The organism is Bradyrhizobium sp. (genome assembly GCF_030646015.1).
GTDB lineage: Bacteria > Pseudomonadota > Alphaproteobacteria > Rhizobiales > Xanthobacteraceae > Bradyrhizobium.
Genome location: NZ_JAUSLT010000166.1, coordinates 11,781 through 32,500 on the forward strand (window position 1 = coordinate 11,781; position 20,720 = coordinate 32,500).

The 20,720-nt window shown below is 64.6% G+C and carries 22 protein-coding genes and 1 tRNA gene (1 of these 23 only partly in view); 17 read left to right on the top strand and 6 right to left on the bottom strand.

From position 1 onward, the window contains the following. Positions 1-38: 38 nt before the first annotated feature. Positions 39-836, bottom strand: a complete 798-nt coding sequence (locus Q7T45_RS24570; protein ID WP_304874370.1) for an MOSC domain-containing protein — start codon at positions 834-836, stop codon at positions 39-41. Beyond that, a complete protein-coding gene (locus tag Q7T45_RS24575) occupies positions 833-1,033 on the bottom strand; it encodes a hypothetical protein (protein WP_304874372.1) in 201 nt (66 codons plus the stop codon). Before Q7T45_RS24575 ends, Q7T45_RS24570 begins: the two co-directional genes overlap by 4 nt. Between Q7T45_RS24575 and Q7T45_RS24580 the strand changes: the two genes are divergently transcribed. Further along, positions 1,032-2,195, top strand: coding sequence for a Fic family protein (locus Q7T45_RS24580; RefSeq protein ID WP_304874374.1), 1,164 nt, complete (start codon positions 1,032-1,034; stop codon positions 2,193-2,195). The two genes, Q7T45_RS24575 and Q7T45_RS24580, sit on opposite strands and share 2 nt — an antisense overlap. 75 nt (positions 2,196-2,270) lie before the next feature. Here the strand turns inward: Q7T45_RS24580 and Q7T45_RS24585 are convergent. After that, a tRNA-Met gene (locus Q7T45_RS24585) sits at positions 2,271-2,347 on the bottom strand. A 296-nt stretch (positions 2,348-2,643) separates the two neighbouring features. Here Q7T45_RS24585 and Q7T45_RS24590 point away from each other — a divergent pair. Both Q7T45_RS24590 and Q7T45_RS24595 read left to right on the top strand, forming a co-directional pair. Beyond that, entirely contained in the window at positions 2,644-4,077 is a 1,434-nt protein-coding gene (locus tag Q7T45_RS24590; RefSeq protein WP_304874376.1) for a coniferyl aldehyde dehydrogenase, read from the top strand. Between the two features lie 125 nt (positions 4,078-4,202). After that, on the top strand, positions 4,203-5,804 hold the full coding sequence (locus Q7T45_RS24595; RefSeq protein WP_304874378.1) for a GMC family oxidoreductase: 1,602 nt from the start codon (positions 4,203-4,205) through the stop codon (positions 5,802-5,804). 172 nt (positions 5,805-5,976) lie between these two features. Here Q7T45_RS24595 and Q7T45_RS24600 read toward each other — a convergent pair whose 3' ends face one another. Then, on the bottom strand, positions 5,977-6,738 hold the full coding sequence (locus Q7T45_RS24600; RefSeq protein ID WP_304874379.1) for an SDR family NAD(P)-dependent oxidoreductase: 762 nt from the start codon (positions 6,736-6,738) through the stop codon (positions 5,977-5,979). Positions 6,739-6,917: 179 nt separating this feature from the next. Between Q7T45_RS24600 and Q7T45_RS24605 the strand changes: the two genes are divergently transcribed. The 6 genes from Q7T45_RS24605 (at position 6,918) to Q7T45_RS24630 (ending at position 12,336) form a co-directional block, all read left to right on the top strand. Next, positions 6,918-7,703 (top strand): SDR family oxidoreductase, encoded by a 786-nt coding sequence (locus tag Q7T45_RS24605; RefSeq protein WP_304739836.1) that lies wholly within the window; start codon positions 6,918-6,920, stop codon positions 7,701-7,703. Beyond that, the gene (locus Q7T45_RS24610; protein WP_304874382.1) at positions 7,704-8,693 is read left to right on the top strand and encodes an NADPH:quinone reductase; all 990 of its coding nucleotides are present in this window, start codon (positions 7,704-7,706) and stop codon (positions 8,691-8,693) included. An 85-nt stretch (positions 8,694-8,778) separates the two neighbouring features. Next, entirely contained in the window at positions 8,779-9,627 is an 849-nt protein-coding gene (locus Q7T45_RS24615; protein WP_304874383.1) for an MBL fold metallo-hydrolase, read from the top strand. Between the two features lie 235 nt (positions 9,628-9,862). Continuing rightward, on the top strand, positions 9,863-10,705 hold the full coding sequence (locus Q7T45_RS24620) for a fumarylacetoacetate hydrolase family protein (protein WP_304874384.1): 843 nt from the start codon (positions 9,863-9,865) through the stop codon (positions 10,703-10,705). A 128-nt stretch (positions 10,706-10,833) separates the two neighbouring features. Further along, positions 10,834-11,451 (top strand): glutathione S-transferase family protein, encoded by a 618-nt coding sequence (locus Q7T45_RS24625; protein WP_304874385.1) that lies wholly within the window; start codon positions 10,834-10,836, stop codon positions 11,449-11,451. 15 nt (positions 11,452-11,466) lie between these two features. Then, on the top strand, positions 11,467-12,336 hold the full coding sequence (locus Q7T45_RS24630; protein WP_304874387.1) for an MBL fold metallo-hydrolase: 870 nt from the start codon (positions 11,467-11,469) through the stop codon (positions 12,334-12,336). A gap of 202 nt (positions 12,337-12,538) precedes the next feature. On the opposite strand, the gene Q7T45_RS24635 is transcribed toward Q7T45_RS24630, so the two are convergent. Further along, entirely contained in the window at positions 12,539-13,081 is a 543-nt protein-coding gene (locus tag Q7T45_RS24635) for a methylated-DNA--[protein]-cysteine S-methyltransferase (RefSeq protein ID WP_304874388.1), read from the bottom strand. Positions 13,082-13,275: 194 nt separating this feature from the next. Here Q7T45_RS24635 and Q7T45_RS24640 point away from each other — a divergent pair, with 194 nt between their 5' ends. The 7 genes from Q7T45_RS24640 (at position 13,276) to Q7T45_RS24670 (ending at position 18,827) form a co-directional block, all read left to right on the top strand. Beyond that, positions 13,276-14,088, top strand: coding sequence for an alpha/beta hydrolase (locus Q7T45_RS24640; protein WP_304874390.1), 813 nt, complete (start codon positions 13,276-13,278; stop codon positions 14,086-14,088). Positions 14,089-14,146: 58 nt separating this feature from the next. After that, a complete protein-coding gene (locus Q7T45_RS24645; RefSeq protein ID WP_304874391.1) occupies positions 14,147-14,719 on the top strand; it encodes an XRE family transcriptional regulator in 573 nt (190 codons plus the stop codon). A 4-nt stretch (positions 14,720-14,723) separates the two neighbouring features. Next, the gene (locus Q7T45_RS24650) at positions 14,724-15,059 is read left to right on the top strand and encodes a hypothetical protein (RefSeq protein WP_304874393.1); all 336 of its coding nucleotides are present in this window, start codon (positions 14,724-14,726) and stop codon (positions 15,057-15,059) included. Positions 15,060-15,111: 52 nt separating this feature from the next. Next, a complete protein-coding gene (locus Q7T45_RS24655; RefSeq protein ID WP_304874394.1) occupies positions 15,112-15,639 on the top strand; it encodes a GNAT family N-acetyltransferase in 528 nt (175 codons plus the stop codon). A gap of 162 nt (positions 15,640-15,801) precedes the next feature. Further along, positions 15,802-16,476 (top strand): GntR family transcriptional regulator, encoded by a 675-nt coding sequence (locus Q7T45_RS24660; protein WP_304874396.1) that lies wholly within the window; start codon positions 15,802-15,804, stop codon positions 16,474-16,476. Between the two features lie 73 nt (positions 16,477-16,549). Continuing rightward, positions 16,550-17,350, top strand: coding sequence for a phytanoyl-CoA dioxygenase family protein (locus tag Q7T45_RS24665; RefSeq protein WP_304874397.1), 801 nt, complete (start codon positions 16,550-16,552; stop codon positions 17,348-17,350). Positions 17,351-17,519: 169 nt separating this feature from the next. Beyond that, complete coding sequence (locus tag Q7T45_RS24670; RefSeq protein ID WP_304874399.1) at positions 17,520-18,827, top strand: NAD(P)H-dependent oxidoreductase; 1,308 nt, start codon at positions 17,520-17,522, stop codon at positions 18,825-18,827. A gap of 204 nt (positions 18,828-19,031) precedes the next feature. On the opposite strand, the gene Q7T45_RS24675 is transcribed toward Q7T45_RS24670, so the two are convergent. After that, positions 19,032-20,132: an NAD-dependent epimerase/dehydratase family protein gene (locus Q7T45_RS24675; protein ID WP_304874400.1), complete on the bottom strand. Its 1,101-nt coding sequence runs from the start codon at positions 20,130-20,132 to the stop codon at positions 19,032-19,034. A gap of 386 nt (positions 20,133-20,518) precedes the next feature. Between Q7T45_RS24675 and Q7T45_RS24680 the strand changes: the two genes are divergently transcribed. Next, a protein-coding gene (locus Q7T45_RS24680; RefSeq protein WP_304874402.1) for a TRAP transporter substrate-binding protein crosses the window boundary here: on the top strand, positions 20,519-20,720 show its start. The gene runs 887 nt beyond the window's last position; only the first 202 of its 1,089 coding nucleotides appear in the window; its start codon is at positions 20,519-20,521; the stop codon falls past the right edge of the window.

The window sequence follows — 20,720 nt, forward strand, 5'->3', positions numbered from 1 at the left end:
CGAAAACAATTTAGCATGCCGCCCCGCCCAACGGGCCGCTAGTCGACCAGACGGATTTCGTCCCCCGCGCGCACCATGCCTTCCACCAGCACCGCGGCATAGATGCCCGCTTTGCCGTCGTGGTTTCGCGCGACATATTTCAGGACGTCGGGGTTTGCCTCCGCGGTCTCCGGATCGAGGCTGATCATCTTGCATCGGATGTCGCGCTCGAGCACCGCGATCACGACCTTGCTGCCGATCCGGAGTTGACGACCGACATACCGGTCCTCCGCAAACCCCTCTCCCGATGCAAGGTCGACATAGATGTTGGCGCGAAATCGCCGCTGATCCAGCGAGAGGCCCAGGGCGTCACCGATGGTGCGGATCGTCTGGGTCGAGAACATCGAAATGGGACGGCAATCCGTCATGGCGCGGTCCGACCGTCGTATGGTCAGAGCGGACGCCGGAATTTTGTTGTCGCTCAGCGCAGCGAGCAATCGGGGATCATCGATCCCAAGCACTTCTCCCGAGGGCGTCTCGACATCGACGGCGAGTTCGTCAGGAGACGGATAGAGCGGGGTGACGCCAGGTCCGAGCGCTTCGGCCTCCGCAAGGTTGGACGGCAGCACCGCGCGTTCGGGATCGCGGAAGAACGGACGGTACAGCAGCATGTCGTTGCGGCCACGTGCGGTGAGATAGGGGAAAGCCTTCGGCGCCGCCGAGTTGTGGACGGCGTAGAGCCGATCCCCCAAAATTCCGGAAAAACTGACAAACGCTTCCGGCAACGCCTCCCCGCGCATGCTCTTGACGGGATAGCGCCACAGACTTTCGACATGTCCGACCACGGTCGTCTTCATGGGTCTTGGGCTTTCTCATTTGACCATGCAGGAGGCCGGGGATGCTGTGCGAGGTGATCGGATAAAATTCCGTTGCCAACCGGCAAAGGAACCGGCAAAATAACCGGCAATTTCAAGGTCAAAATTTTTATAAACCACTGATAAATATATACTATACCCACAAAGAAAGCGGCAAAAGTGACCAGTCCCACCGCCATGGAACCGCTCTTCCCGGAAGAGAGCAAGCGCCTTTCCGACCTTGCTACCGACCTCGTTGCCAGGAGCAGCGCCCTGGCCGGCCGCCTTCACCCCGTCATGCAGGAGGGCCTCGGCAACCTCGTGCGCTCCATGAACTGCTACTACAGCAACCTCATCGAGGGACACCATACCCACCCCATCGATATCGATCGCGCGCTGGCTGGCGACTACAGCGCCGAACCCGAAAAACGCAATCTCCAGCTCGAAGCCCGCGCGCACATCGACGTGCAGCGAAAGATCGATGCTGGCTCAGCGCCGCAACCTTCCACTTCGATCGCGTTCATCCGCTGGGTCCATCAAGAATTCTGCCGGCAATTGCCGGAGCAACTCCTGATCGTCAAGGATCCCGGCACCGGCCGGGAAGAACGGATCGTTCCGGGCGAGCTGAGGCACAGCATGGTCAAGGTCGGGCGCCACATCCCCCCTGCCCCGAAAGACCTGGCTGCGCTGCTCGAACGCTTCGCCTCTGCCTATGGCAACGATAACCTCCCCAAGATTCAACGCATCGTGGGCGTGGCGGCCTCACACCATCGCCTGCTTTGGATTCACCCGTTCGCCGACGGCAATGGCCGGGTCGCACGCCTCACCTCGCACGCGCTGCTCAACGAGCTTGGCATCGGATCGAGCCTCTGGTCGGTCTCGCGCGGCCTCGCCCGCGCGGTCGACACCTACAAGGCGGCGCTGCAATCCGCCGATCAACCGCGTCGCGGCGACCTCGATGGCCGCGGCAACCTCACCCAATCCGGCCTAGTCGATTTCTGCGTGTTTTTCCTGTCGAGCTGCGTGGCCCAGATGGTCTTCATGGAATCGCTGTTCGAACCCGCTGAGCTTCAGCGCCGCATGGAAATCTGGTGCGAGGAGGAGACACGCTCTGGCCGCTTGCCGAGAGGCAGCTGGCCGCTGCTGCGCGAAGCCGTGCTGGTCGGCGAGTTTTCGCGCGGCAAGGCTCCGGATCTGACCGGCTACCGGGAACGCCAGGCCAGGACGGTACTCAACACCCTCATTGAAAAAGGCTTCCTCGTGTCGCCGACCTCGCGATCGACCGTACGGCTGGGGTTTCCGTTGTCGGTGGTCGATCGATGGTTTCCGCGGCTTTATACCGGGCCGGCTAGGACGAGCTAAATTCGCGTCTTGTGCTAGCAACAGACAAAAAAGCCCGGCAATCGAAGCGTGATCGCTTGAATACCGGGCTTAATTTGGTTGCGGGGATAGGATTTGAACCTATGACCTTCAGGTTATGAGCCTGACGAGCTACCGGGCTGCTCCACCCCGCGATAAACCGTTGCGCGCCTTCAAGAAAACGATACCGAAACGAATTGGGCCAACGCCCGGGGGCGCCGATCGATCTGGTCCGGAGGCTTCCTGAGAAGGCTGCCCGCAGGCGTTGCCATTGGGTGCGAGCGGTATGTACCAACGCGAGCCGGCTTTGGAAAGGCCCGTGGGCGATCTTTTGAGCTTTTTATGACGGTGGAAACGAGGGTTTATTGCGCCAGATCAGCCCGCCGACACCGCTCTTGCCAGAAACTGCGCAAAAGCCCAGCTTCCGGGCCGGGAACCCGAAGGAAACGCCATGGACCAGCCCCTGAAAAGCCCCGGGCAGAACGCCCTGGAGGACGCCTTTCACCGCCTGTTCGAGCTGACCCGGACCGCGCCACCGCCATCCCTCGCCGAGCGGCTGGACCGGCTGGCGCGGCTGCGCGCGGCGGTCTCGGACAACGAAAGCCGCTTCGAACAGGCGATCTCGGCCGATTTCGGCCATCGCAGCACGGTCGAGACCACGATCGCCGAGACCATGCTGGTGCTGGGCGAGATCAAGCACGCCGCCAAATCCCTCGGGAAATGGATGGCGCCGAAGCGGGTGGCGACGTCGCTGCAGTTCTTCCCCGCGAAAAACCGGCTGCTGCCGCAGCCGCTCGGCGTGGTCGGCATCATCGCGCCGTGGAATTATCCGCTGCAGCTGACGCTGGCGCCGGCGGTGGCCGCATTGGCCGCCGGCAACCGGGTCATGATCAAGCCGAGCGAGCTGGTGCCGCGGTTCTCCGCGCTGTTAAGGGAAGTGATCGCGGCCAAGTTCGACCGCACCGAGATGATCGTCACCGGTATCGAGGACGAGATCTCCAGGGCCTTTGCGTCGCTGCCATTCGACCACCTGATCTTCACCGGCTCGACCCGGGTCGGCCGCCTCGTCGCGGAAGCCGCGGGGCGCAACCTGACGCCGGTCACGCTCGAACTCGGCGGCAAATCGCCCGCCATCGTCGACCGCTCCGCCGATATCGCCGAAGCCGCCGAGCGCATCGCCTACGGCAAATTGCTCAACGCCGGCCAGACCTGCATCGCGCCCGATTATGCGCTGGTGCCGGAAGCGTCGGTGCAGGAGTTCGCCGGCAAGGTGCAGGCCAGCATGCAGCGGATGTTCGGGACCGACCCTGATAACAAGGACTACACCTCGATCGTATCCGACCGGCATTACAGCCGGCTCGAAGGCCTGGTGGCGGACGCCGCCGCCAGGGGCGCGCGGATCATGCAGGTGACAACACCCGGCGATCCCGCCTGGAAATCGAAGCGCAAGTTTCCGCCGACCATCGTGGTCGGCGCGACGCCCGAGATGGCGATCATGCAGGAAGAAATTTTCGGGCCGCTGCTGCCGATCATGGGTTACCGGGAGGCGAGCGAGCCCGTCGCCTATATCAACAAGCACGACCGGCCGCTGGCGCTGTACTGGTTCGGCAAGGACGAGGCGGCGCGCGACGCGGTGCTGGACCGCACCGTCTCCGGCGGCGTCACCGTCAACGACTGCCTGTTTCACTTCGCCCAGATGTACCAGCCGATGGGCGGCGTCGGGGCGTCCGGCACCGGCGCCTATCACGGCGAATGGGGTTTTGATACCATGAGCAAGCTGAAGCCGGTGTTCTATCGCTCGAAGTTCAACCGCCTCGCCGATCTCTATCCGCCCTATGGCGGCAAAATCGCGCGGCTGGAAAAGCTGCTGCGATTCATGTCGTAGTAGTAAAAGGTCGTCATTCCGGGGCGTGAGCGAAGCGAGCGAACCCGGAATCTCGAGATTCCGGGTTCGATGCTTCGCATCGCCCCGGAATGACGAAAAGGAAGTAAGAACTGGGGGAAATACGCGTGACGGATACATACGATTTCGTGGTGGTGGGCGGCGGCTCGGGCGGCTGCACGGTGGCGGGCCGGCTCTCCGAGGATCCCAAGACCTCGGTGGCGGTGCTGGACGCCGGCGGCAGGAACGACAACTGGGTGGTGACCACGCCGTTCGCGCTGGCGCTGATGGTGCCGGGCAAGCTCAACAACTGGGCGTTCGACACCGTGCCGCAAAAGGGCCTCAACGGCCGCATCGGCTATCAGCCGCGCGGCAAGGGACTCGGCGGCTCCTCGGCGATCAACGCCATGGTCTATATCCGCGGCCACCGCAGCGACTACGACCAATGGGCCTCGCTCGGCAATCCCGGCTGGTCGTTCAGCGACGTGCTGCCCTATTTCAAGCGCTCCGAAGACAACGCCGATTTCGACGGCGAGTATCACGGCAAGGGCGGGCCGTTGTCCGTCAACAAATTGCGCACCGACAATCCGGTGCAGGAGATCTTCCTGCAAGGCGCGCGGGAAGGCCAGTTCCGGATCCGCGAGGACTTCAATGGCGATGAGCATGAAGGCCTCGGCGTCTATCAGGTGACGCAGAAGAACGGCGAGCGCTGGAGCGCGGCGCGCGCCTATCTCCATCCGCATATCGGCAGCCGCGCCAATTTGCGCGTCGAGACATCAGCGCATGCCACCCGCATCCTGTTCGAAGGCGCGCGCGCGGTCGGCGTCGAATACAGGCAGGGCAAAGAGACAAAACAGATCCGGGCGCGGCGCGAGGTGATCGTCGCTTCCGGCGCGTTCCAGACCCCGCAACTGCTGATGCTGTCGGGCGTCGGCGACGCCGCCTCACTCGGCAAGTACGGTATCGAAAGCCGGCATCATCTGCCCGGCGTCGGCCAGAACCTGCAGGACCACCCCGATTTCGTGTTCGGCTACATGTCGGACAACCCGAACTTCAACGGCCTCTCGCTGAAGGGCATTCCGCGCCTGCTGCGCGCCATCAGCCAGTACCGCCGGGAACGCCGCGGACCGATGACCTCGAACTTCGCCGAATGCGGCGGCTTTCTGAAAACCCGCCCCGACCTCGACGTGCCCGACATCCAGCTGCATTTCGGCATGGCGATGGCCGACGACCACGGCCGCAAGCGCCACAGCGGCACCGGCTTTTCCATGCACGTCTGCCTGCTGCGCCCGAAGAGCCGCGGCAATGTCGCACTCGGCAGCGCCGATCCGCTCGCCCCTCCCCTGATCGATCCGAATTTCCTGGGCGAAGAGGCCGATCTCGAATCCATGGTCGCGGGCTTCAAGGTGACGCGGCGGCTGCTGGAGACGCCGGCGCTGCGCGCCCTGCAGCAGAAGGACATGTTCACCGAAGGCGTCGAGACCGACGACCAGATCCGCACGCTGCTGCGCCAGCGCGTCGACACCGTCTATCACCCGGTCGGCACCGCCAGGATGGGCAGCGACGCGATGGCCGTGGTCGACGCCAAACTGAAAGTCCACGGCCTCGAAGGCCTGCGCGTGGTCGACGCCTCCGTGATGCCGACCCTGATCGGCGGCAACACCAACGCACCGACCATCATGATCGGCGAGAAGGCCGCCGACATGATCAAGGCGGAGATGCGGGCTTAGGTTGATTGCCGCACTTGCTTCCTTCTCCCCTTGTGGGAGAAGGTGGCGCGGATGAAATCCGCGCCGGATGAGGGGTCTCTATCCGCGGAGACAGACCCCTCACCCGTCTCGAATGCGCGAGCGCATTCGATCCACCCTCTCCCACAAGGGGAGAGGGAAGTCAGCGTTGCCGTCACGTCAGCAGAAACCCGCCATCCACGGTCACCACACTGCCGGTCATGTAGCGCGACGCATTCGAGGCCAGCAGCATGATGGCGCCGTCGAGGTCGGACTCGGCGCCGACGTGACGCTGCGGAATCCGCTTGGCCAGTTTCTCGCCCGCCGGCGTTGCCCAGAATTCGTGGTTCATCTCGGTGTCGATATAGCCCGGCGCCAGCGCGTTGACGCGGATGCGATTGCCGGCCAGTTCCAGCGCCATCGATTTGGTGGCCTGGATGATGCCCGCCTTCGAGATGGTGTAGGGCGAGAGAAACTTCATCACGCCGAAGCCGAGCACCGAGGCGACATTGACGATGTTGCCTTCCTGCTTGCGCGCGATCATCCGCCGCGCCAGCTCGGTCGCCGTGAAATAGGCACCCTTCAGGTTGGCGTTGATGACGGCGTCCCAGTCCGCCTCGGTCTGGTCGACCGCGAGCTTTTCGATGGCGATGCCGGCATTGTTGATGAGCACGCTGACCGGGCCGAGAGCGGCCTCGGCGCTGTCGATCGCACTGGCGATCGAGGCGGTATCGGTGACGTCCATCTGCACCGCGACGGCGCGGCCGCCCTTGGCCCGGATTTCATCCTCCAGGCTCTTCAGCTTGGCGGTCTGGCGCGCCGCCAGCACCACCGCGGCGCCATGGGCGGACAGCACGCGGGCGAACTGCCGCCCCAGTCCCTGCGAGGCGCCGGTGACGAGTATGATTTCTTTACTGACGTCGAACAGGCCGGACATGACGAAATTCCTCGGGGCGCTTTTGGGCATCCCTCATACGGCGATTTTGGCCGGGTGCAAAGCCGGGGTCGCGGATATGCATTTCGGCCGTGCGCCATCCCCTTATCAAGCGCGCCCAGGTTGGCTACAAGGGTCCGGACTAGACCTCAAAAAACACCAGACATAACGGGAGTGAGACAGTGGATCTTGGAATCAAAGGCCGCCGCGCCATCGTTTGCGCATCGAGCAAGGGCCTCGGCCGCGCCTGCGCCATCGCGCTCGCCAATGAAGGCGTCCATGTGACGCTGACCGCCCGCGGCGCCGAGGCGCTGAAGAAGACCGCCGACGAAATCCGTAAATTGAGCCCCGGCGTCACCGTGACCGAGGTGGTCGGCGATATCACCACCCCTGAGGGACGCGCGGCCGCGCTGAAGGCCTGCCCGGATCCGGATATCCTGGTCAACAACGCCGGCGGCCCGCCGCCCGGCGATTTCCGCAACTGGACCCGCGACGACTGGATCAAGGCGATCGACGCCAACATGCTGACGCCGATCGAGCTGATCAAGGCCACGGTGGATGGCATGATGGCGCGCAAATTCGGCCGCATCGTCAACATCACCTCGGCCGCGGTGAAGGCGCCGATCGAGGTGCTGGGGCTGTCCAACGGCGCCCGCGCCGGCCTCACCGGCTTTTGCGCCGGCGTCGCGCGGAAAACCGTGATCAACAACGTCACCATCAACGGCCTGTTGCCGGGCCCGTTCGACACCGACCGCCTGCGCGGCCCGGTCGCCAAGATCGACGCCGAGAAGCGCGGCATCACGGTCGATCAGTTGCTGGCGGAGCGGGCCAAGCTCAATCCCGCCGGGCGCTTCGGCGACCCCGAGGAATTCGGTCAGGCCTGCGCGTTTCTCTGCGGCGCCAAGGCCGGCTTCATCACCGGGCAGAACATCCTGCTCGACGGCGGCGCCTTCCCGGGCACGCTGTAAGTGAAGGCGGTCTGGTATGAGCGCACGGGTGCCGCACCCGATATCCTGAGCTTCGGCGACATGCCGACGCCAACGGCCGGCCCGGGCGAAGTCCGGATCCGGCTGGAAGCTTCGGGCATCAATCCCGCCGATGTCGGGCGCCGCGCCGGCAGCTATCGCGCGATGGAGTTTCCTCGCGTGATACCGAACAGCGACGGTGCCGGGATCATCGACCAGATCGGCGGCGGCGTCACCCGGCTCAGCGTCGGGCAGCGGGTCTGGCTGTTCAACGGCCAGCGCAACGGCCGCGCCTTCGGCACCGCGGCCGAGTACATTGCGCTGGCCGAACAACTGGTGACGCCGCTGCCGGACGATGTGTCGTTCGCGGCCGGCGCCACGCTCGGCATTCCCGGCATGACCGCATGGTGCGGCCTGTACAGCGACGGACCAATCGCCGGCCGGACCGTGCTGGTCACCGGCGGCGCCGGCGCGGTCGGTCATTATGCCGTGCAGCTGGCGAAATGGGGCGGCGCGCGGGTGATCGCCACGGTCAGTTCCGCCTTCAAGGCGGAGCAGGCGCGGCTGGCCGGCGCCGACCTCGTGATCAACTACAAGACCGAGGACGTCGTCGCCAAGGCGATGGCTTTTACCGAAGGGCGCGGCGTCGATCGCGTGGTCGACGTCGATTTCGGCGGCAACATCGCCACCACGCTTAAACTGATGGCGATGAATTCAACGATTGCGGTCTACGCCACCAACGGCAATCGCAGCCCTGTGGTGCCGATGCGCGAACTGATGGAGCGATGCATCACGCTGCGCGCGCTGGTGCTGTTCGCGCTGCCGCAACCGTTGCTGGCGGCGGCGCAGGCCGACATCTCGAAATGGCTCGCCGCGGGAAAACGCATCCACAACATCGCCGCGCAGTTTCCATTGTCGGAAACCGCGCAGGCCCACCTCGCCGTGGAGAGGGGCGACAAGCTGGGAACCGTGGTGGTCGACTGCGCGCGGTAGAGGCTGATCGAGCGAACTCTTGTTTACCCTCCCCTGGAGGGGGGGGGGGGTAAGAGATCATCAACAACACGCGGGGAAACGCCGGATGCATTGGAAGATCGGCAAAGTCAGGATCACGAAAATCGTCGAACTGGAGACGGTCGGCAGCACGCGATTCATCCTGCCGCTGGCCACGAACGAAGAAATCCAGAAACTGCCCTGGCTGATTCCGCATTTCGCGACCGAGGAAGGCCGGCTGAAAATGTCGATCCATTCGCTTGTGGTGGAAACGCCGACGCGGCGAATCGTGGTCGATACCGGGCTCGGCAACGACAAGGAAGGCCGCAAAGTGCCGACCTGGAATAACCGCAACGACCCCTTCCTCGAAACCATGACCGCGGCGGGCTTTGCGCCCGACAGCATCGACACCGTGCTGTGCACGCACCTGCATGTCGATCATGTCGGCTGGAACACAAGGCTCGTTGGCGGCCAATGGGTGCCGACCTTCGCCAATGCGCGCTATGTGTTCGGCCGGACCGAATATGAGCACTGGCGCGACCACAGCGACGAGAGCGACAAGCTCGCGGTCTTCAATGACTCGGTCAAGCCGATCGCGGATGCCGGCCGCGCCGACCTGGTCGCCAGCGACGCCAGGCTGTGCGACGAGATCACCCTGATCCCGACGCCCGGCCACAGCCCGGGCCATATGAGCATCCATATTCAGTCGGACGGCGAACAGGGCCTACTGACCGGCGACGTCGCCCACCATCCCTGCCAGATGGCGCATCTCGACTGGTCGTCGACCGCCGATTCCGATCCCTCGCAATCGCCAGTGACGCGGCGAGAGCTGTTCGGACGCTTCGCCGATACGCCGACGCTGGTCATCGGCGGCCACTTCAACGCCGGCCACATCAGGCGCGACGGCGACGCCTTCAAATTCGTGGCGCTGGCGTGAAGCGAAGGAATCGTAGGGTGGGCAAAGCCAGCGGGTCGCGCGAATGCGCGCTGCCGATGGCGTGCCCACCATTCGCAACGGCATTGTCGATGGATGGTGGGCACGGCGCGAAGGGGCGCCTTTGCCCACCCTACGCAGCGGACCTGCAATGCAGCGGGCAGTCAGCCATTGAATTTCCCCGCCCGCTGTTCCATGAAGCATCCAGGCAAGTAAGACCTTCAAAAGGGAGTGAGACATGAAGCTCGTTCGTTACGGGGCCAAGGGCCAGGAAAAGCCCGGCCTGATCGACAAATCGGGTCAGCTGCGCGACCTCTCCGCCCATCTGAAGGACCTTGACGGCGAGGCCTATTCGCCGGCCTCGCTCGCCAAACTCGCCGGCCTCGATGCATCGAAGCTGCCCGCCGTCGACGGCAAGCCGAGGATCGGGGCGCCGGTGGGCGGCGTGCCCAAATTCATCGCCATCGGCCTCAATTATTCCGACCACGCCGCCGAAGTGGGCATGCCGATACCGGCCGAACCCATCATCTTCATGAAGGCCATCAACAGCCTGTGCGGCCCCAACGACGCCGTGGAGAAGCCGCGCGGCTCGACCAAGCTCGACTGGGAAGTCGAAATCGCCATCATCATCGGCACCCGCGCCAAATACGTCACCGAGGCCGACGCGCTCAACCACGTCGCCGGCTATTGCGTCTGCAACGACGTCTCCGAGCGCAATTTCCAGATCGAGCGCCTGGGCCAGTGGACCAAGGGCAAATCGCACGACACCTTCGGCCCGCTCGGCCCGTGGGTCGCCACCAAGGACGAGATCGCGGACGTGCAGAAACTGTCGATGTGGCTCGACGTCAACGGCAAGCGCTGCCAGACCGGCTCGACCGCGACCATGATCTTCGGCGTCGCCAAGATCGTTTCCTACGTCTCCCAATTCATGACGCTGATGCCCGGCGACATCATCACCACAGGCACGCCGCCCGGCGTCGGCTCCGGCATGAAGCCGCCGAAGTTCCTCAATGTCGGCGACGTGGTCACGCTCGGCATCGAGGGCCTCGGCGAACAGCGCCAGGAAATCGTCGCGGCGTGACGTTTCCATCAACTCGTCATGCCCGGGCTTGACCCGGGCATCCACGCCTAAGCCGTCTCACGGGAAGAAAGACGTGGATGGCCGGGTCAAGCCCGGCCATGACGGAGGAAAGCAAAAGGACGTCAATAATGAAACTCTCCTTCTCCCCGGCCTCGCCGTTCGCCCGCAAGGTGCGCATTGCCGCGATCGAACTCGGCCTGATCGACAGAATCGAATTTATCTCGGCCACCGTGGTGCCGGGCCAGCCCAATGACGAGTATTCGCGCATCACGCCGCTGAAGAAGCTGCCGGTGCTGATCCTCGACAATGGCGACGTCATTCTCGATTCCTACGTCATCGTGGAATATCTCGACGAACTCGCCGGCGGCGGAAAGCTGGTTCCGGCATCGGGCGCGACGCGATGGAAGGTCAAGAGCGATCACTCCATGCTGCAGGGCATGCTCGATTCGATGCTGCTGTGCCGCTACGAAAAGATGGTGCGGCCGGAGCCGCAGCGCTGGCAGGCCTGGGCCGACGATCACTGGGCCCGCGCCTGGAACGGCATGGCACGGTTCGAGAAACAGACCGAGATGCTGGCGCGGCCGCAACTCGATATCGCGCAGATCGCGCTGGTCTGCGTGCTCGGCTATGCCGACTTCCGCTTCGCCGATTGCGGCTGGCGCAAGGCCTTCCCGAAGCTCGACGCCTTCCACGAAAAGATGCTGGAACGTCCGTCGGTCAAGATCTCGGTGCCGCCGCCGGCGTAACGGGCAGGAATAACCATGACTCTCAAATTTACCGTCGGCGATCTCACCATCCATCGCCTGATCGAGCAGGAAACCACCTTCCTGCCGGCGCTGGATATGCTGCCCGGGCTGACGACGGAACAACTCGCCGAAAACCGAGCCTGGATGCAGCAGGCCGGAGCGCTCGACGCCAACGATGTGCTGATCCTGTGTTTCCAGTCCTATGTCGTGAAGACGCCGCACCACACCATCCTGGTCGACAGCTGCATCGGCAACGACAAGCCGCGGCCGCTGCGCCCGAAATGGAACATGAAGACCGACGACACCTATCTGCGCGCGCTGGGTGCAGCCGGTTTTTCAGTCAATGACATCGACTTCGTGATGTGTACCCATCTGCATGTCGACCACGTCGGCTGGAACACGCGGCTGGAGAACGGCCACTGGGTGCCGACCTTTCCCAACGCACGCTACGTGTTCGGCAAGAGCGAGTTCGACTACTGGACCGAACAGAACGCCAAGACGCCGGTGCCGCCGTTCGGCGACAGCGTGCTGCCGGTGGTCGAAGCAGGTAAAGCCGAGATCGTGCGCGACGATTACGCTATCGGCGACCACACGCGGATCCTGCCGACGCCGGGCCACACCCCGGGGCATGTCGCATTCACCTTCGGCCGCGGCAGGGACGACGCGGTATTCTCCGGCGATTTGATGCACTCGCCGCTGCAGACGCGCTATCCGGAGCTGTCGGTGAAATTCGACGTCGATCAGGCGGCGGCGGCCGCGACGCGGCGCGGTTTCCTGGAGCGCTATTGCGACACCGACACGCTGTGCTGCACCGCGCATTTTCCCTCGCCCTCGACGGGGAGGATCCGGCGGCTGGGCAACGGGTTTTCGTGCGAGGCGGTTTAGCTCGTCCGCTGCCGCTCGAGAGTTTTGCAAGCGCATGAGGAGCGCTCAGTGCCACCTCTCCCTCTGGGAGAGGTCGCGAGCACTGGCGAGCGGGTGAGGGGTTACGGTCTTTCGATAGTCCGTAACCCCTCACCCGGCGCTACGCGCCGACCTCTCCCGAAGGGAGAGGTGTGGCACCGGGCTTTATCGCACCACCCATGCACTAATCGAACAAACTCGGCGTGTGATTGACCACCGCGCCTTCGATCGCCAGCATCTTCAGCTTGGTTACCACGCCGCCGTTGGCCGAGAAGCCGCCCGGCTTGCCGCCGGCCGCGAGTACGCGGTGGCAGGGCACCACGATCGGACAGGGGTTGCGTCCGAGCGCCTGGCCGACGTCGCGCGACAGCTCGACGCCGCCGAGCTTCTTGGCGATATCGCCATACGTCAGCGTCTTGCCCGGCGGGATGCTGCGGGCGATGTCGTAGACGCCGCGGTTGAACTCGGGAACGCCGTCGAGATCGAGCACGACGTCGGCGAGATCGTTCGGCTTGCCCGCGAGCAGTTCGACGATGCCGTCGATCGCGCGCTGCACCTCGGCCGGCGGCGACGCCTCGGCGAGGTCGCCATGGCTCTGGCGAATCCGGGTGCGAGTCTTGTCCTCGCTGCCCATCGGCAGCTGCACGCCGTTGATGCCGCGCGCGCCCCACACGATGCCGCAGCGGCCGATCGATGTGTCGAATATTGCAAAAGAGCGGCCGGTCATGGCTGCCTCCAATCCTGTAGCTCCATGTTTGAGCTTGATGCTGACCTCAAAGATAGGCTTGGAGATTGTTGCTATCCACCCGGATTCCGGGGGAACATGGCAGTGTCCCATGGGAAAAGGTGGTCGTCGCCGGGCAAGCCCGCGTATGACATCCGGGCGCCCTGCCCAAAGCTACTCCATCCAGCGAGTCCTCCATGCAAACCCTTCGCGTCAACGGATACGACATGGCCTATCTCGAGGTCGGCCGGGGACCGCCGCTGGTCTGCGTGCACGGCTCGCTGTGCGATTTCCGGATCTGGTCGGCGGTGCTCGGGCCGCTGACGACGAAGCATCGCGTGATCGCGGTGTCGCTGCGGCACTTCTTTCCTGAGCATTGGGACGGCGCCAGTGACACCTATTCGATCGCGCAGCATGTCGACGACGTCATCGGCTTCATCGAGCAGCTCGACAGCAAGCCGGTCGACCTGATGGGGCATTCGCGCGGCGGGCACATTTCGTTTCGGGTGGCGCAGCGGCGGCCCGACCTGTTGCGCAGACTGATCCTGGCCGAACCCGGCGGCGAACTCGACGCCACGCTCGATCCCGCCTTCAGGGGCGGGCCCTCGCCGCTGGCGGCGCGGTTCGCGGCATCGGCGGAAAAAATCGCCGGCGGCGATATCGACGGCGGACTGGCGTATTTCCTGGACACGCTGGAAGGCCCCGGCGCCTGGAACCGGCTGCCGGCGTCGCCGAAGCAGCTGTTGCGCGATAACGCGATGACGCTGATCGGCCAGGTCCGCGACAACCGCCCGCCGTTTTCCAAAGCCGATGCCGAGGCGATCAGGACGCCGACCTTGTTCATCGGTGGCGGCAATACCAAGGGCACGCTGCCGCAGGTGCTGCGGGCGCTGGCGGCGCATGTGAAGGGCTCAACGACGGCCATGATCCCGGGCACCACGCACCCGATGTTCGAGCAGGCGCCACAGAAATATTGCGAGATCGTGCTGGAGTTTCTGGCGGCGAATTGATCGCACCTGAGGCTCCGCGCGCCTTGCCGTGGTCGGCTTAATCTACTATAAGAGACGAATGTCAATTATAGGAGACGGCACCGGGACCCGGATCGCGCGCCGGCTGCGGCTGGAGCGGGACGCGCGTGGCTGGTCGCTGGCGGATCTGGCCGAACGATCCGGCGTCTCCAAGGCCACCATCAGCAAGATCGAACGCGAGGAACTGAGCCCCACCGCGGTGATCCTGGTGCGGCTCGCCAGCGCCTTCGACCTGACGCTGGCGGGCCTGCTGGTGCGTGCTGAAGGCGACGCCACCCAGCCGCTGCTGTCGCGCGCCGCCGACCAGCCGGTGTGGCGTGATCCCGCGACCGGCTATTCGCGCAAGCAGGTGTTCGGCCGGCCCGACCATCCCGTCGAAATCATCCAGGTCGAGATGCCCGCCGGCAAGAGCGTCGTGCTTCCGGCCTCGTCCTATGCACGGATCCGCCAGGCGGTCTGGGTGCAGACAGGCGAGCTCGTCATCACCGAGAATGGCGAGCGCAGTGTGCTGGCCACCGGCGACTGCCTTGGCTTCGGTGCGCCGGCGGAAACCACCTTCGCCAACGAGAGCAAAGCCCCCTGCACCTATCTCGTCGCCCTCGCACGGAGCTAGCGCGATGCATGGGACCAATGCCTCCAGCACGCCGACCGACATCCGCGAAGAAACGAGCGCGCCCGCCGGTCACAATGGCGGGCCGCCGCTGGAGGAGCACACGCCGGAATGGGGCAATGGCGGCATCGGAAACTATTTCTGCTGGAAGGCGGCGCACCGCGCGGCGTGGAAAAACCCCTCGCCCGGGATCGTCATGTTTCGGATCCGGAAAGCCGAACGGCTGGGGCTCACCTACGAAGAGTACACCTTGGAAATTCTGGAGCGCGGCCGCCATCTCCAGATCGAGGACGTCGAGAGAATTGCGGAAATCAAGCAGGCGCGGGCAGTCGATCGCACTTGATCAAACGCCATCGCCGACTCACGAATCTGTTTTGTTTTGGGGCCGAACCATCATGTCCGCGATCGAGATCAATGCACTAAGTGCCTCGCCCGATACTCTGAGAATGCTGAGTGAGATCCTGATCGAGACGGTCGCGCACGGCGGATCGGTCAGCTTCATGCATCCGCTGCAGCCGAAAGCGGCCGATGCCTTCTGGGACAACGCGCTGACGGCAGCCGGCCGCGACCAGCGGATCATTCTCGGCGCCTGGGACGGCGATGTGCTCGCCGGCACCGTCACCCTGCTGCTCGACTGCCCGCCCAATCAGCCGCATCGCGCCGAAATCGCCAAGATGATGACCCGCCGCAGCCACCGCGGCCGCGGCATCGCCACCGCCTTGATGCGGACGGCCGAACAACTGGCGGTCGAGCGCAGGCGAACGCTGCTGGTGCTGGACACCGCGACCGACGGCGGCGCGGCGGGACTGTACGAGAAACTCGGCTTTACCCTGGCCGGCGAAATTCCGGACTACGCTTTCAAGCCGCATGGCGGCTTGAGCGGGGCGCTGTTCTACTGGAAGCGGATCGGCACACGGCCGTAGCCCGTATGGAGCGAAGCGGAATACGGGGCGCGCCCGCCTCAACATGGGTCCCGGATTTCGCTTCGCTCCATCCAGGCTACGACATCGTAGCGGGCCCTTGACGGCCGCGTACCCCGTCGTTAATTTCCGAATACGGAATTCCGTATTCCAACCGGACGCGCCATGACCCCGCTCGACCCGACCCCGAACCTGATCGACCAGGTCTATGCGCGGATTCTCGACGGCATCGTCGATCGCACCCTGCCGCCGGGGCACCGCATCCGGCAGAACGAGCTCGCCGAACAGCTCGGCGTCTCGCGCCAGCCGGTCAGCCACGCGCTGCATCTGCTGCACCGGCAGGGGCTCGTTGCCGAAAGCGGCCGCAAGGGCTTTGAGGTCACGCAGCTCGATCCGGTGCGGATTCGCCAGCTCTACGAGGTGCGCGGCGCCATCGATGCGCTGGCGGCAAGGCTCGCCGCCGGGCGCGTCAAGACCGACACGGCAGCACGCGTGGATCTCGAAACGGCGTTGCGCGCCGGGCGCGGGGTCGACAAGAAAACACCGCTGGCGAAGCTGATCGCGCTCGACGTCGATTTTCACCGCGCGATCTACCGGCTGTCTGGCAATCCCGCGATCGAGGAAATGATCGGGCCGCAATGGCCGCATATGCGCCGCTCCATGGCGACAGTGCTGGCCGAGCTGGATTATCGCCAGAGCGCCTGGAGCGAACACGAAACCATCGCCGCGCATATTCTGTCGGGCAATGCGAAAGCCGCGGAAGGCGCCGCGCTGGCGCATGCGCTCGGCGCCGGACGAATGACCGAGGAGCGGCTGAAAGCGACAGCGAGAGCTGCATAGGCAAGCCAGGGCGTGGATGGCCGGGACAAGCGCGGCCATGACGAAGACAAGAACAGAGCCAAGGGAGCAACCGATGAAACTGACCCAGCAACAGATCGACGACTTCAACCGCGAGGGCTGGCTGTTCCTGCCCGAATTGTTCAGCCCCGAAGAGGTCGCGCTGCTGGCGCGCGAGGCGGAGGGCATCTACGACACCAAACGCCCCGAAGTCTGGCGCGAAAAGAGCGGCGCGCCGCGCACCGCCTTTGCCGCCCATCTCTACAACGAGGCATTCGGGCTGCTCGGCGCCCATCCGCGCATGATCGAACCGGTCGAACAGATCTTCGGCGAGAAGGTCTACATGCACCAGTACAAGATCAACGCCAAATCGGCCTTCACCGGGGACGTCTGGCAGTGGCACCAGGATTACGGCACCTGGAAACGCGACGACGGCATGCCGCAGCCGCGCGCCATGAACATCGCGATCTTCCTCGACGAGGTGATGCCGATCAACGGCCCCCTGATGCTGGTGCCGAAGAGCCAGACCGCCGGAGACCTCAAGGCCTCGCACGATCTCGAGACCACCAGTTACCCGCTGTGGACGCTGGACGAGGAAACCGTGACGCGCCTGGTCAAGGACGGCGGCATCGTCGCGCCGACCGGCAAGGCCGGCGGCATGCTGATGTTCCACGGCAATCTGGTGCACGGCTCGGCCGGCAACATCACGCCCTATCCGCGCAAGATCGTGTACCTGACGCTGAACGCGGTTTCCAACTACATCCGTACCCCCACGCGGCCGGAATACATCGCGCATCGCGATTTTACCCCGATCCAGACCGTGGATGACGATGCGCTGCTGCGTCTGGCACGGGCGCACCGGCAGGCGGCGGAGTAGGATATATCTCTCGTGCCCCGGACGCAGCGCAGCATGAAGTGATGCGCTGTTGAGCCGGGGCCCATACTGCGCTCCCACCGATTCCCATGGGTCCCGGCTCTGCGGAGCAGCGCGAAAAGCGCTGCACCGCGTCCGGGACACGTTCATTTTCAACCGGATCCCCTTCCCCATGAACCTGCATCACCTCCTCACTGCCCGCCATGCAGCCGGCAAACCCGTCCGCGTGGCGCTGATCGGCGCCGGCAAATTCGGCTCGATGTTTCTGGCCCAGGTGCCGCATACGCCGGGGCTGGAGGTGCCCGTGATCGTCGATCTCGATCCGGAACGCGCCCGCGAGGCCTGCCGCACCGTCGGCTGGGATGCGGAGCGGATCGCGGCGACGACATTTACCGACGACGGCGCCAAGGCGGCGTCGGGCCCTATCGAAGTGATCGTGGAAGCCACCGGCAATCCCGCCGTCGGCATCCGGCACGCCCGCGCCGCGATTGCGGCCGGCAAGCATATCGTCATGGTCAATGTCGAGGCCGACGTGCTGGCGGGGCCGCTGCTATCCGAGGAAGCCCGCAAGGTCGGGGTGGTCTATTCGCTGGCCTATGGCGACCAGCCGGCGCTGACCGCCGAGATGGTGGACTGGGCCCGTGCCACAGGCTTTCGCGTCGTCGCCGCCGGCAAGGGCACAAAATATCTGCCCGCCTATCACGACGTCACGCCGGAAGGCGTCTGGGGCCATTACGGCCTGACGGCAGGCGAGGCGCAGTCCGCCGGCATGAACCCGCAGATGTTCAATTCGTTTCTCGACGGCACCAAGTCCGCCATTGAAATGGCGGCGATCGCCAATGCCACCGGGCTGGACGTACCCGGCGGCGGCCTGCTGTTCCCGCCCTGCGGCGTCGACGACCTGCCGCATGTGATGCGGCCGCGCGAGGCGGGCGGCGTGCTGGAGAAATCCGGCGTGGTGGAAGTGGTGTCGTCGCTGGAGCGCGACGGCCGCCCGGTGTTCCGCGACCTGCGCTGGGGCGTCTATGTGGTGCTGGAAGCGCCGAACGATTATGCCGCGGACTGTTTTAAGCAGTACGGCCTCAAGACCGACGCCTCAGGGCGCTATGCGGCGATGTACAAGCCGTATCATCTGATCGGGCTCGAGCTGAACATCTCGATCCTGTCGGCGGCATTGCGCAACGAGCCGACCGGTCAGCCGCTCGGATTCAGGGGCGACGTCGCCTCCGTCGCAAAACGCCATTTGCGCGCCGGCGAAATGCTCGACGGCGAAGGCGGCTATACGGTGTGGGGCAAACTGATGCCGGCGGCGGCAAGCCTTGCCGCAGGCGCGCTGCCGATCGGGCTCGCGCACCGGCTAAAACTGAAGAATGACGTCGCCCATGGCGAAGTGGTGCGCTGGAGCGATGTCGAGTTCGACGCCAACAACGACACCATCAAGACCCGCAAGGCGATGGAAGCGGCGTTTGCCGCAAGCTGACGCGTATCCGTCCAGCATCGCATGATTCACTTACCCTCCCCTGGAGGGGGAAGGTCGACGCGACTGAAAGGAGCGGCGGGGTGGGGTGACGGTCTCTCGTTTCGAACGGTGCCCGAGTGGAGAGACCTTCACCCCACCCCGCCTCACATTTCGCTGCGCTCCATGTGAGCCGACCCTCCCCCTCCAGGGGAGGGTGAAGAAACCTCACGGCAACAACCGGCTCGCCCGCGCCTGCCTGAACCATTTCTGGAACATCACTTCGGTGTCCATCATCTCGGTAAAACCGGCCTGGTTGATCTTCACGGTCGAGACGAGCGCGGGCGGCCCCGGTTCGGTCTGGCCATAGCGCATGGTGTAGTCGGCGTACTGGAACGACAGGCCGACGAAGGCTTCGAGGCCGGGCGATGCCAGATCATGTTTTTTCCGGAGCGCGTCCCATGGCGCGATCCATTGCGGCCAGGCTTGCGCCAGCGACAATGGAACGGCGGCGCCCGGTTTCATGTCCAGCGCTTCCGCTATCGCCGGCCAGACATTTTCCCAGGTGAAGACGTCGCCATTGGTGACGTTGAACACTTCATTGCGCGCCGCCTCCGCCTCGCCGCTCCAGGCGATGGCGCGCGCCAGCAGGTCGACGTCGACCGCCTGCGACACCCGTGCCGCACCTGCCGGGTAGTCCAGCGCCCTGCCCTGCTCGCGCAGCATGGCGGCATAGACGCCGAGCGGCGGGATCAGGTCCATGGCGCCGCCGATGGCCTCGCCAACGATCAGGACGGGCCGCAGAATGCTCCAGTGCCAATTCTTCCCAAGATCTGCCTTGCCCGGCTGCAGTCCGCGCAAAAAATTCTCCTGCGCCCAGTAAAAATTCGGCTGCTCGTACATTTCCGAGCGGCCTTCCCGCGCCGGCACCTTGAGCGGGCGAACATGAACGCCATAGGCCTTGGTGCCCTGCAGCAGCGCCACATGGCGCAGCGTTGGCGCGGCCGGCTGGAGAACCGCCATCAGGTTGCGCAGCATGGCGTCATTGGTGCTGATCTGGCCGGGATCGCGCCAGCCATCGACCAGGTTCGGCGCCTCATAGAGCGCGGCGTAGACGAGGTGGGTGGCGCCCCGCAGCTCCGCGGCCGCGTGCTGACACTGGTTGGGGTCGGTCAGGTCTACCGCGACGTGACGGGCGCCGTAGAGCTGGCGCGGCTTCCGCCGCGACAGTGCGACCACTTCGGATCCGCCGGCGGCGCCGAAATGCCGCAAGGCGGCGCCTCCCACCAGGCCCGTGGCGCCCGCGATAACAACCTTCTTGCCCGCCATTCACACATTCTCCGGTGCGGTTGCCTGGCCCTGCCTAGCAGATCACGGCGAGCGCGGCAGCCCGCGGCGCCGCGCGTCGCTGCCCGCCAAACGTGCACTTTAGTCGAAGGCGCAGCATTGCGGGGCCTGTTCGCACCTGCGTCGTGAAGGAAGCCGAAGCGACACCCTTGATTCCTGGGAACCGATTGGTCATCCTGCCCACGGTTCGGGATGTCCAGAGTTCGGTCGGGCCCAAAAAAGGCCAATTGGTTTATTTGGGGGTTTGTTTTCGGGGTCTGGATTCAGGTACCAATCTCAGTCGACCGTCGGCGATTTAAAAAAGCGACAATCAAGATCGTTGCCCCTCGTCGATAACGCGACATAAAAAAACACAGAGGAGGAAGCACATGAAGCGTCGTGAATTTCTGAAGGCCGGCGGTATTGGTCTTGCCGCGAGCGCAGTCGCCGCGCCCGCCATCGCACAATCAATGCCTGAAATTAAGTGGCGGCTGGCGGCCAGCTGGCCGAAATCCCTCGATACGCTGTACGGCGGCGTCGAATTCTTCACCAAACGCGTTGCCGATCTCACCGACAACAAGTTCCAGATTC